The organism is Rummeliibacillus pycnus, assembly GCF_050459865.1.
Lineage (GTDB): Bacteria > Bacillota > Bacilli > Bacillales_A > Planococcaceae > Rummeliibacillus > Rummeliibacillus pycnus_B.
In genome coordinates, this window is sequence record NZ_JBCMNM010000043.1 from 1 (window position 1) to 12773 (window position 12773).

Annotated in this window: 10 protein-coding genes and 1 riboswitch; of the genes, 7 read left to right on the top strand and 3 right to left on the bottom strand. The window is 33.6% G+C overall.

From position 1 onward, the window contains the following. Positions 1 to 135: 135 nt before the first annotated feature. On the top strand, positions 136 to 1425 hold the full coding sequence (locus tag ABE048_RS10600; protein ID WP_430311234.1) for a YheC/YheD family protein: 1290 nt from the start codon (positions 136 to 138) through the stop codon (positions 1423 to 1425). A 56-nt stretch (positions 1426 to 1481) separates the two neighbouring features. Beyond that, entirely contained in the window at positions 1482 to 2867 is a 1386-nt protein-coding gene (locus ABE048_RS10605) for a UDP-N-acetylmuramoyl-tripeptide--D-alanyl-D-alanine ligase (protein WP_430311236.1), read from the top strand. Between the two features lie 129 nt (positions 2868 to 2996). Here ABE048_RS10605 and ABE048_RS10610 read toward each other — a convergent pair whose 3' ends face one another. Together ABE048_RS10610 and ABE048_RS10615 are read right to left on the bottom strand one after the other, a co-directional pair. Then, entirely contained in the window at positions 2997 to 3935 is a 939-nt protein-coding gene (locus ABE048_RS10610) for a C40 family peptidase (protein ID WP_430311238.1), read from the bottom strand. A gap of 367 nt (positions 3936 to 4302) precedes the next feature. After that, entirely contained in the window at positions 4303 to 4821 is a 519-nt protein-coding gene (locus tag ABE048_RS10615; protein WP_430311240.1) for a DinB family protein, read from the bottom strand. A gap of 727 nt (positions 4822 to 5548) precedes the next feature. Between ABE048_RS10615 and ABE048_RS10620 the strand changes: the two genes are divergently transcribed. After that, complete coding sequence (locus tag ABE048_RS10620; protein WP_430311242.1) at positions 5549 to 5968, top strand: GNAT family N-acetyltransferase; 420 nt, start codon at positions 5549 to 5551, stop codon at positions 5966 to 5968. Between the two features lie 439 nt (positions 5969 to 6407). Here ABE048_RS10620 and ABE048_RS10625 read toward each other — a convergent pair whose 3' ends face one another. Next, positions 6408 to 6935, bottom strand: a complete 528-nt coding sequence (locus ABE048_RS10625) for a DNA topology modulation protein FlaR (protein ID WP_430311244.1) — start codon at positions 6933 to 6935, stop codon at positions 6408 to 6410. Positions 6936 to 7125: 190 nt separating this feature from the next. Here ABE048_RS10625 and ABE048_RS10630 point away from each other — a divergent pair, with 190 nt between their 5' ends. The 4 genes from ABE048_RS10630 (at position 7126) to ABE048_RS10645 (ending at position 12664) form a co-directional block, all read left to right on the top strand. Continuing rightward, entirely contained in the window at positions 7126 to 7821 is a 696-nt protein-coding gene (locus ABE048_RS10630) for a hypothetical protein (RefSeq protein ID WP_430311246.1), read from the top strand. Positions 7822 to 7881: 60 nt separating this feature from the next. Continuing rightward, positions 7882 to 8062, top strand: a riboswitch (cobalamin riboswitch). A 79-nt stretch (positions 8063 to 8141) separates the two neighbouring features. Continuing rightward, entirely contained in the window at positions 8142 to 9191 is a 1050-nt protein-coding gene (gene cobT / locus ABE048_RS10635) for a nicotinate-nucleotide--dimethylbenzimidazole phosphoribosyltransferase (protein ID WP_430311248.1), read from the top strand. A 352-nt stretch (positions 9192 to 9543) separates the two neighbouring features. Beyond that, the gene (locus ABE048_RS10640; RefSeq protein ID WP_430311250.1) at positions 9544 to 11160 is read left to right on the top strand and encodes an Ig-like domain-containing protein; all 1617 of its coding nucleotides are present in this window, start codon (positions 9544 to 9546) and stop codon (positions 11158 to 11160) included. Between the two features lie 319 nt (positions 11161 to 11479). Then, on the top strand, positions 11480 to 12664 hold the full coding sequence (locus ABE048_RS10645; protein WP_430311252.1) for an iron-containing alcohol dehydrogenase: 1185 nt from the start codon (positions 11480 to 11482) through the stop codon (positions 12662 to 12664). The last annotated feature ends 109 nt before the right edge of the window (positions 12665 to 12773 follow it).

Genomic DNA, 12773 nt, shown 5'->3' on the forward strand with positions numbered 1-12773 from the left:
GCTCGCTTAGCACGAAAGCGAAGTCGAATCCACTTTAGGAAAAAACCAGATTTTTACTTTAAATTTTTGTATTAAACTAGTTTTTCAGTTGCCTCCAAATAGCCGAGGGTTTCTCTAGAACAGGGGGAAAAAGAAATGAAATCTAGTAGGGGGAGAATTAATCAATATAAAATATTATTTGCTGATGAAAAATTAAGAAAATATCTCGTAAAAACAGAACTTTTTTCAGAGCAATCTTTAATAACTATGTTGAATGAAAATGAACCAATTGTAGTAAAAGCAGTATACGGTACTGAAGAAATTTGTGTTTTTCAAAAAAATAATCAATACCACATAAAAACAAATAGCAAAATAACAACTGTCATTGATAAAGAAGCACTTTATACTACATTGAAAAACGAAACGAAACAACAATACTATACTATTCAAAGGTCACCAACTACGCATCAATTATTTCGACAGTTTGTAACAATGCACAGAAATACCCCATTATCTGAATGGTATCTAGCTTCACAAACGAAAAAGATACATTCAACCCTCGCTAGTTTCGTTTCTGCAATCTATCTCGAAAAAATACTGAAGATTGCTATCCGCGCATCTACAAAGCTAGGCGAATCATTCTCAGATTGCCATACCATTGTGCTAGATATAGCTTGTGATTTTTATGGTGATATATGGATTTTCGATTCGGTCTTGCATCTTTCAAACAGTAAATGGAGTCAGTATCATGAACTAAGAAGAAATCGTAAGCTCCATAAATATTTGCCTAATACAGAATTACTCACTCCAGAAACATTCCGCCTGTATTTACAACGCTATAAATCCATCATTTTGAAGCCGTATATCGGACAAAATGGCATAGGTATTATTCAAGTTCGAAGAAAAAGCAACTCCACATATGAAATTCATACTGGAATAAAGAAAATAATACAACCAAGCATGAAAAGAGCTTTTAAGTATATTAAAAAAAAACTACTTACCGAAAACGAGTATATTGTACAACAAAGAATTGCATTGGCAACAATCAACAAGAGTCCGATTGATATACGTGTTGTATTACAGAAAACAGATGATATTTGGAAAATAACTGGTAAGTTAGTAAAGGTCGCTGGGGAACAGTTTATTATTACAAATGCAGCCCAAAAATTACTCACGTTAGAAAAAGCTTTGTATGATGCAAAGATTACGCGAGTTGATATCAAAAAAATCGAATATCGATTGAATAAGATTTGCAAGATTGCTACAGATTTGTTAGTTGAAAATAATGCAGGGCTTAAAATAGTTGGTTTTGACATAGGTATGACAAAAAAAGGGGAATTATGGATTTTTGAAGGTAATAAGGTTCCTGATATTAAAATGTTTAATGATTTGGAAGATAAAACAATGTATAAAACGATATTGAATATTAGAAATACCTCAAAATAATATATTTGAATCCATTCATCCCAGCAGTTCAAACTATTTAAGAAGAAGGTGTTATATTGCAACCATTGTATGTAAAAAACATTCAAAAATTACTGCAAGGAGAATTAGTAAGTGGTTCAGTGGAGTGGCATGTCAACCATGCAATCTATTATGATCGGCATGACCTGATCCATCCTAACACACTAATGTTTGCTAATAAAAATGATTCAGTAAACTGGCGAGTAATTGACAATAAGGGCCCTTCTCTTGTCATTTCTGATAAACCTACATCGGAACTAAAACAGGCGCTTTCTAATACAACCGTAATAAGAGTAAAAAGTGTTTTACAAGCCTATTGGACATTTATTGAATATTACAGAGGCCTTTTCCAAATACCCGTCGTCGCGTTAACAGGGACATGTGGGAAAACCACAACCAAAGAAATGATAAAACATATTCTAAGTATTGATTGGAATGTGCAGGCATCTATTAGTAGTAAAAATGAGCCGCGTCAATCCTTACCATACTTGACAGGTATCAATGAAACAACAAAAGCTGCAGTGTTTGAGCTAGGTTTAGGAAACACGGGAAATATTAAACATCAATGTATGATTTACAAACCTACAATTGGTATCATTACAAATATTGGTGTGCATCATTTAGATGGATGCAATAATCTAGAAGGTTATATAAAAGCAAAATCAGAAATTGTAGAGGGATTATCAAATAAAGGTACATTAATTATCAACGCAGATGATGAAAATACGAAAAAAATTTCATTGCATAACTTTAAAGGCAAAATTTTACGTTTTGGCTTACAAGGACATGCGGATTTCAAAGCCTCCGATAGTCAATTTATAGAAAACGGTATGAAATTTCAACTCCATGTATCGAATCAAACATATTCTGTGTTTGTACCTGGATACGGTGAACACCAAGTATACAATGCATTAGCTGCTATTGCTGCTGTAATAGAAATGGGTATACCTATCAATAAAGCTATTTCAGGTTTAAAGACGTTTAAACAGATGGAGAGACACCTAGAATTCTCAACGGGTTTGGGTGGAAGTACTATAATAGATGATACATGGACAAATAACCCAACATCTGTTGAAGCAGCTCTGAAGGTTTTGGATACAATAGGAAAAGATAAGAAGGTAGTCCTTGTACTTGGAGATATTAAACGATTAGGGAACTTCGAAAAAAAATACCATCGTGAAATCGGTACGATGGTCGCCCAAAGAAATGTTCATATGCTGATCACTATTGGAAAGAAAGCAGAAGAAATAGCAATTCAAGCTAAAAAGGAAGGAACAAATGCAGAAGTTCATATATTTGAAAATGTAAAAGGAATATTAGACATTCTGAAGCCAATCCTTGATTCTGACACAATATTGCTGATAAAAGGCCCAATGTCTAGTAGGGCTATGATTGAATTTGCAAAGAACTTAAAAAATAGCTAGAAGAACGAACAAAAGAAGCATCCTTCATTGAAAGAATGCTTCTTTTATTCTTTGAAAATAATATTCATAGCTTCATAGTAAGCTAATTGCACATGAAAGTTTTTACTACAAATTTAGCGTTAAACTATGTTAAAAAACTCGTTTTGCTTTAATATAGTGTTGATTATAATAGTCAACAAACAATACTCTTGTAGTAATACCACTAGAACTTGGAATGATTAAACGTTGATCGCCGGCATAGATGGCTACCTGAGAAGGTGTAGTAGATCCCGGTACACTATTAAAGAACACTAAATCACCTTTTTTAAGATTATTTCGTGAAACAGTCGTTCCAAGATTCATTTGATCTTTTAAGTTTGTTGAACCAAGATTTACGCCACTTTTTTTAAAAACATAGTTTACAAATCCAGGACCAGTGAAACGTAAATTCTTTTCATCATTAGTTGTGCTCATTGTTACTTTATTTTTGTAATCAAAAGCATTTTGAACAATCATATCCCCTTTAGTTGCAGGATTTGCTGGAAGTAAAGTAGGTAATACTCTGCGTGCAGATACATAATTATCTGTATAATATGGCTTGCTATTCAAATCAGAAATGATGATGTTTTGTTTAGAGTCAGCCATGTGGATCATTTTGTTATCACCAATATACATACCTACATGATCAGGATCAGTTCCTGTTTTTTTACTCTTAAAGAATAATAAATCGCCTTTTTGTAATTGATTTCTTGGAACATAAGTACCTTGTTGAATCATATAATCTTCGTTATATGTTGCAAGATCTACGCCATTTTTCTCGAAAATGTACATTAAAAATGAAGCACAAGAGAATTTGTAAGGATAAGTTGGCTTGTACACAGTATTACTATAAGTTGCTTGACCTATTAAACTTTTACCTGTTTGGATTAGTTGGTCTGCCTTCGCCGCGACAGCTTGATCGTTATTTTGAACATTTGTGGTAGTTGCAGCTTTTACATCCATTGCTTGATTTGTTGCTGGTAATATTCCACCAAATGTGCTTAAACCTATTGTAAGTGCAATACTTGTTGTTAGAAATCGTTTTTTCATATGTTTGAGTACCTCCTGTGTGCTCTTTACAAACTTAATGTTAGCAATAAAAACGGAGGGTCCTATGAGGTAAAATTTTCCCTACCTAAGCCAAGGTAAGATGAAGGCTTGATATGTAAGGCTTGGCAAGTGGAATTTACAGTTTCATTACAAATGTTACAGCTTATATTTTTTGTATTTTATTCTAAATATAGATAAAAAAACGAGTGTTCTGAAATAATTTCATAAATACTTTTCTAGTTTAAAAACACGAATATTTTTCTCAATTCAACTATGCATTTGAACGATGAGCAAATACTTTAAATAATGAAGATATTGGTAAGAGGTGAAGAAATTGTGAAGACTTTTACTTAAACTAAATGGCAGTCTAGTGTAACAAGACATAAAAATAAAGCTTTGGATAAACGGTTATCTCCAAAGCTCTTTTTAATCCGAAAATTTGAGGTGGCTCAATTTTATTCATTTGTAAATATGTGGAGATTTGTCCGCGATGATGGATTTCATGTTCAGGAATTGCCATAAGTATTCTCCACGAACTAACTTCATGACCGTGAAGGGTTATAACCTTTCTTGTCAACACATCGTTTCCGATTTTTAATAGACCCTTTGTTAGTTTAATCTGACATGCTTCTAAATAATTGGAAATATCTTTAAGAGAAGCCCCCTTACCAGTATCATGTCCTGTGTATGTCCACGAACCATGTTCAAATATACCAAGAAACATCAATCGAGAAGATGCGATATGTCGCAATAAATCACCTGTAGAAAATTTATCATCAGAAGGCTTCCAATCTAGGAATTCATTAGGTATTACTTTCACATATTGCATCGTTCGTTTATGAATCCCATTTAAATATATTACATATTCCTTTAAATCATGAATCATGTAGTCACTCCCTTTTTTTTTACTTTTATTACTTTATATTCTTAATCCTATGGAAATAAACCTTTAATAGCTCCCATTGCCGACTAATTTTTTTATTCAACTGAAGGGAAGTATAGTTCAATAAAAAAGTACATATGTTTAGTTTAATTTTTATCATAAATAAAAAAAAGGACTTCAGAATCCGCGGCCTTGCAGTGGATCGGATATCCTTATCATCCATCCCATGGTTCGGGACTATCGGTGTGGCAATTGCAGTCGTAGCCTAGGTATTATTATTTTCATGGATAAGACAAGACGCAAGAAAAGAACGCATACCGCAAGAACATGCTTTGTCAAACTGATTCAGGTTCTTTTAAAATCGATCAATCGGCAAACCTGCGGGAGCATCAAGAGAAGTGGGGTTTCTTTGTTTTAGCGTATCGAAAATAGAGGATATTTATTACAATAACGCGAATATTATGTAAGAGATAAACCAAATTATATAAAATATAATTATTGAAGCGCATGCTGAAAATATAAGACGGATGGACGCGAATTTATAAGCATTCCAATATTGCCTTATTTCAAACAGGTAGCGAGCGCTTTACTGGAGTAGCAAAAAAAGTCCAATTTCTCAATTTTAATACTGAATGTTGTTTTATGCTTAGATAACATTAGTATTTTACCTTCAGAGTTAATAATTTTAAAGAAGCAGTAATTAGTATAAGTAAGGAAAGAGAGTGAATTCATGCAAATTAGAGTGGCAAATGAGTTAGACTATCCAGAATTAAGAAATGTGTATTTGCAATCACGTCGTAAAAACTTTTTTTGGGAAAATACCGAAGAGATGTTTTTGGAAGATTTTGATGAAAATACTGTAGGAGAGTACATCGTTGTTGTCGAAGAGAACAATCATATCCTTGGATTCGCTTCATTGTACTTACCCGATAATTTTATCCATAATTTATTTGTTCACCCAGACTTTATGGGGAAGGGTGTTGGTGGACAGTTACTTAATGCTTCTATAGAGAAGATGAATCGTCCATTGAAATTAAAGTGTGTATCTAAGAATCATAAAGCAATGATGTTCTATGAACGGAATGGATGGAAAAAGGTTGTTGAAGAGGGCAATTCAAATGATAAATATTGGGTTATGATGTATGAATGAACATGTCAATACTCTAGGCTCATTTAAAGATCAACCTGTCAGCTATTGACCTATCTAGGCGAGTATATGATGACCCACGTTTTTACTGGTTCTTTATAATTTCTATACAAAGCCACCAGCTACTATCGAGTAAGAGTAATAAAAAGAAGCCTAGAACCTTTGATTTAAAAGGTTTCTAAGCTCTTTTTTGTTTATGTATAAAATTGGATGAATTATGGTTTTAAAGATTTCTTTTAGACAATTAGATTATTTACATATGTTGCTATCTGTTTTCGTTTTTTGTAAATGGGGTAGAAATAAAATAAGCATTATTTACTCGCCTTAAAATTTCATCGAACTCACGGTAAGCACTTCTTGAATTAATAAATAATGTTCTAATAGATATGGCATATAACAATGGTCCAAATTTAATGTTCGTGTTTTTTAACAAAACTTTGAATTATGAAATTGACTCTTCTAACAACCTATTTAAATCCTTTTTTGATTTGATCAAAATCACTTTATCTTGATATGGATTAAGCGTTTGTTGGATTAAATGTTTACCCATTTTATCGTGGAATTGACTCCACTCAAACATCTTTCTCAGCATTTGAAATGTAGGCTTATAATTGGCTTGTTCAATTTTCAGTAGTTGCTTTATAAATCGTTTATTGACTCTATAGATTCTAGTAAAATACGAAGGCTCTAAATAGATAATACTGTCTGCTGATTTTAAACTTGGTGATGTCCACAGTTGATAATGTGCACCTTCAATAACCCATTTTTCATTTTCTATGATTTGCTGTAAAATTGAATCTCTTTCATCTTCTGAGCGACGAATATCACCATTTTCTGAACGAATCCAAACAATGTTATCTAATTCAAAATAATCACATTGATTAATTAAAGCGATTTTTTTTGCGATTGTAGTTTTTCCACTTCCTACAGGTCCAATAATATGAATTTTTTGACCCAGAGATTTAATCATTTTCCACCTCCGCTAACTTTTTAGCTCACACATAAGTATCCATTCAAATAGTCTTTAAATTAATCATACATAAAAAGAAAAATATTTGTTGTATATATCACATTAATTACCACATGTTACAATAAAATAAAGATAAAGGTAAAAATACAGAAGAAAAAGTAATACCTATAAATATACAAGGAGGAAAATGATGAAACTAAAAAGTGTCCTTGTAATAATTCTTCTTAGTACGTTTCTAGCTTCTTGTAGTCGGCCAATAGGTTATTTTGGTAAATGTCCTGATGCTATAATAGAGTGGGTAGATGTGTTAATGATTCATGAAATAAAATATGAGCACCAATTTCCAGAACCACCTGAAGAGAGTAGTAATTTAAATGTTAAAAAAGGAAAGAAAATAGGCGAAGTTCTTTATAAAATGGCTGATAATGCGTGTAGTAATCATAAGATGAAAAACGGAGATGCTGCCTTTATTGAAAAAGGAACAGCTATTTATGAAGTAAATGGATATCCATCATCTTTTCTCGTTTTAGCAGATAATAAGGTATATGTATCGCATCAGAACAAAAAAGCTAAAATAGCAAAAGAATTGTATCCGCTAAAAGATTATGTCAAAAATATTTATATTGAAAGTACAGAAGATGGAAGAAGATTGCATACTTTTTCACCTTCATCCATGAAAGAATTCATTGAAGCATGGGATAATTTAAAAGTAAAAGATGTCGATTATACTGATGAACCAATTTTTTTAGAAATAGAATTGAAAAATGGAGTAACTTTTAGGCTTATTTATTCTGAAAAATCGAATGTTTTCCCTATTGGTGTAATGGGGAATGAAAAAATAAAAGAGATTATACAAAAAGAATTACAACAAAGCCAGAGATATTGAATTTCAAAAAATAAGTACTATTGCTTTCTATTCCATTCCCGAGTAATATAATTAATAGAAAATTTAATAAAAGTATAAGGTGCCTTTAACAAAAGGAGAATAGGGAATGAAGTGAAAAGCTTCAGCGGACCCGCCACTGTAGGGGGGAGTTTAATCAGAAATGCCACTGGACAATGCTCTGGGAAGGCCTGATGAAATGATGACCTCGAGCCAGGAGACCTGCCTTAATACTTGAATAGAACAGATGATGGAAAAGTCTGCGGTTTATTTGCAATGCAAATAAACTGCAGGCTTTTAATTTTATTCGGGAGAGATGAAAAATGAACTTATTACAACAAACGATTGAAAAGATTGAAAGTCTTGATCAAGATATGATGGCAAAGGCAAGACAGAGAGTTGATAGTCTTATCAAACCTCCAAAAAGTTTGGGGAAATTGGAAGACATCGCAATACAATTAGCAGGGATTACTGGTAAGCTATTCCCCGCAATTGATCAAAAGGCCGTCATTGTAATGGCTGCGGATCATGGTGTATATGAAGAAGGGGTTACAAATAATCCTCAAGAAGTGACATTTGCACAAACATTAAATATTGCAAAAGGAATCACTGGGGTAGGGACAATTGCAAAGGTTTCCGGTGCTAAAATTGTGACTGTTGATATTGGAGTAAAAGAGGATATTCCAAGCGATGCTGGTGTCATCATTCAAAAAATCAAAAGAGGCTCGGGCAATATCGCAAAAGGTCCTGCTATGACGAGAAATGAAGCGATCCAAGCTTTAGAAGTGGGGATTCAAATTGCTACTACTGAAATACAAAATGGCGTCAACTTGTTAGGGACAGGTGAAATGGGTATAAGCAATACAACACCAAGTACAGCCATATTATCTGTTTTTGCTAATTGTGAACCGAACGAAATAGCAGGTAAAGGTGCTGGACTTGGACAAGGTGGATTAGCACATAAGATAGAAGTGATTCGAAATGCCATTGAGATAAACCAACCAAATCCATCTGATGGAATTGATGTTTTGGCTAAAGTAGGGGGATTGGAAATCGGAGGTATGGCTGGTGTTATGCTTGCAGCTGCAGCTAATCGTGTACCTTTTGTGGTAGATGGTCTTATCTCTACCGTTTCTGCATTAATCGCTGTAACAATTGAGCCAAAAGTGAAGGATTATCTGATTACTTCGCATGCAACAGATGAGCCAGGAGGGAGAAAGGCAAGTGAACTATTAGGAAAGGAACCTATGTTAATGATGGATATGTGCCTAGGTGAAGGTTCTGGAGCAGCATTGGCCTTTCCAATTATTGAAGCTGCATCTAGCATGATGAAAAATATGGCATCCTTTGAAGAAGTGGGGATGGAGATTTAAATAGTATGAAATAAAAGAATAACCCATCGAGGAGTAAACATAATCTCTCAGGTGGGTTATTTATTTTTAGTATTTTTAGTTGCAATTTATGCTTTCTTTAAATGCATTAATGTATTAAGTGCTAGTACCTCATTATACAAGGAAGTAAAAAGAAAATAAAAATCTACCAGAATTCTCAGATGTCAAATAGATGAAATTGGTGGAACTATTACCAATTGGAGATATCCTGCACTATTTATACGTTCGATATCAAAAATGTATTAATTTTCATATACAATGATAAATTTATATTATAAAATAACTGAAGTATCTGATATAAAGATACATAAATTTATTGAAAAGGAGTAAAAAAATGAAGAATTATTTAATTGTAAAGATGATTTTGGCAATGTTTGTTATTTTTAGTTTTGGCTTTGCTAAAGAGACTTTTGCTGATGAAACGGTGCCGGGAGAAACTGTTTTACCTTCATCAATTGTCTTAAATAGCAATGATATTTCTATTCAAAAAGGTAATACATTTACACTAAAATCAACCATTGTACCAAGTGATGCACAAAATCAAGAAGTAACATGGAAGAGCAATAATACGAATATTGCCACTGTATCGGAAACTGGAGAAGTAAAAGGGGTATCAGCAGGTAAAACATCAATTGTCGTAACATCAGTTGCAAATCCGAGTGTTACAAGTCAAGTAAATGTCACTGTAACACCCATTTTGCCAACAAAAATTTCAGTAAATAAAACAAGCTTACATATTGCGAATGGTCAAAAATATTTAGTAAAAGCAACTGTAGCTCCAACGAATGCAGAAAACAAAAAAGTTAAATGGACAACTTCCAATGCAAAGATCGCAACTGTATCAAGCGAAGGGCTTATTACTGCGAAAGCTAATGGTAATGCTGTGATTTCTGCAACAGCTGTTGGAAACGAAAAATTAGTTACAACGATTAAAGTAAATGTTTCTACTAAAACAGTAAAAGCCAATAAATCATCCTTAACCCTCGTTTCAGGTAAATCTTCAACTGTAAAAGCGATTGTTAGTCCAAGTGATGCAACACAAAAAAGTGTAACATGGTCAACATCTAACTCGAAAATTGCGTCAGTAAGTAGTAAAGGGACTATTAAAGCGAAAAAACCAGGCACCGTAACAATTACGGCAAAGGCTAAATCAGCTAAAAGTGCAAAAATAAAAGTGGTAGTCAAAGCACCTGTACAAGCAAAATCAGTATCGATAAATAAAACTAACTTTACATTAGGAAAAGGGAGTAGCGCTCAGCTTGTAGCAGCTATCAAACCTAGCAATACGACTTATAAAAAAATTAGTTGGTCTTCTTCCAATTCGAAAATAGTAAAAGTGGACCAAAATGGTAAAGTTACTGCAGTCGGCCTCGGTACTGCAACAATCAAAGCAAAAACGGTGAATGGTAAATATAAAACAGTCAAAGTGAAAGTAGTTCTAAAAGCAGCAAAGAAAACCTTGACTACAGGAAGCTGGGTAGTTGGCAAAGATTTAAATCCTGGTTTTTATGATGTCACTACATCAGATAGTAATGGCGGAAATTTAATCGTCACACGTGGCAAATATGATTTGGTTGTTAATGAGATCCTTACTTCAGAAAATGGAGAGTTTGGTGTTTCAAAAGCAACTGCAGAATTCAAAAAAGGTGATAAAATTCAAATTATGAATTTAAAGAATGCTACTTTTACACCAGCTAAACGTGGTTATCGCTCAACTTTACATGCTGGACGTTGGGTAGCGGGAAAGGATATTCGACCAGGAAGATATACAGCTACTGTTATAAATGGTTCAGGAAACTTAATCATCAAGCGTGGAGAGTATAATTTAGTAGTAAATGAAATCCTATCTACTGACCCTGAATTCGGTGTTAAAAAGGTAACCTTTACATTAAAATCAGGTGATGACATTGAAATCATGGGAATAAACGGACTAAAGTTCACGAAACTTTAAGCTGAAGAGGAATTAAAGAGAATTATTTCGAATAATTATAAAAATATATAGTTCGCTGATTGAGGCGCAGTACTGAATAAGTCAATTTAAAGTGACTTATTCAGTACTGCTTTTTTTGTGAAATGGAATATGAATATTGATATAATTTCCTCTCCAAGAGAGCCTTTAAACTAAAGAGAAGGGAAATTATATAAAAAAGAAGAATATGGTAAAGTAATCCAAAATATATTGGAGTATTACAGTTAGGACAAACAATCTTAATTTACTAAACAGTTCTATTGGAAGTCTTTTAAATGGCATATTTAGGGGGATAACAGATATGATTCAAACTAAAACGATCTTCGCTGTCAATTCACCAGGGACCATTATTTATGGTAGGAACTCATTTGAAGAAGTAGGAGAGTATGCGAAAAAATTAGGTACGAAGGCTCTAATTATCAGTGATCCAATCATGGAGAAGCTAGGTTTTGTTAATCAATGTTCTACTTTTTTAAAAGGTCAAGGATTGGGAGCGGCTTCATATCTAGGTATAAAGTCGGAACCGGTTGATACGTATGTAATGGAAGGACTTGAAATATTACAGGATGAAGAATGCGATGTGATTATTTCGGTTGGTGGGGGTAGTTGTATTGATGTTGCAAAGGCGATTGCGGTCGTAGCTACAAATGGAGGATATATCGGAGACTATATGAAAATGCAAAAAATTGCAGAGATCACACCGATTCCCCATATTGCCATCCCAACTACTGCGGGTACAGGCTCAGAGGCAACGGATGCAACAGTGATTACGAACACGACAAATGATGTGAAAATGATGATTAAGCAACCTGCATTTTTACCAAACATAGCAATTGTCGATCCTGTCTTAACTCTTACATCACCACCATCCATTACAGCTGCAACAGGAATTGATGCACTAAGCCATGCTATTGAAAGTTACTTATCACGATTAGCACATACCTATTCAAATATGCTTGCATTATCGGCAATTGACTTAATCGTCAACAATATCTTAAAAGTGTATGAAGATGGTAGTGATCTTGACGCACGAGAAGCGATGTCAATTGGTTCATTACAAGCAGGACAGTCATTTTCTAATGCTTCAGTAGCTTTAGTTCATGGAATGTCCCGGCCGATTGGAGCTCTATTCCACGTACCACATGGTATTTCGAATGCCATGTTGCTACCAGCTGTTTTAGAATATTCCAAAGATGCATGTATCGAGCGATTAGCTGATTTAGGTAAATTTTTTAATAAAAAAGATAAGAATTTATCACAAGAAGAACTAGCAGATTTAGTCATCGATTCGATAAGGGAAATGTGCAAAAAAATGAAAATTGGCAACTTACAGGAATGGGGTATCGAGAAAGACGCCTTTTATACAGCGATTCCGAAAATGGCAGTCGATGCCATAGCAAGTGGTAGCCCAGCAAATAACCCAAAGGTACCAACGCAAGAAGAACTAATAGAGCTATATAAAATTGCCTATGAGTATGAATTTTAAAAGTATGTCTCATTAAATAATTATTGTTAAAGAGCCATAGATGATAAAAAATCTATGATTCTTTTTTATTGAAAGAATATTGATGGGAATGAGTGAAGAAAAAAGGAGC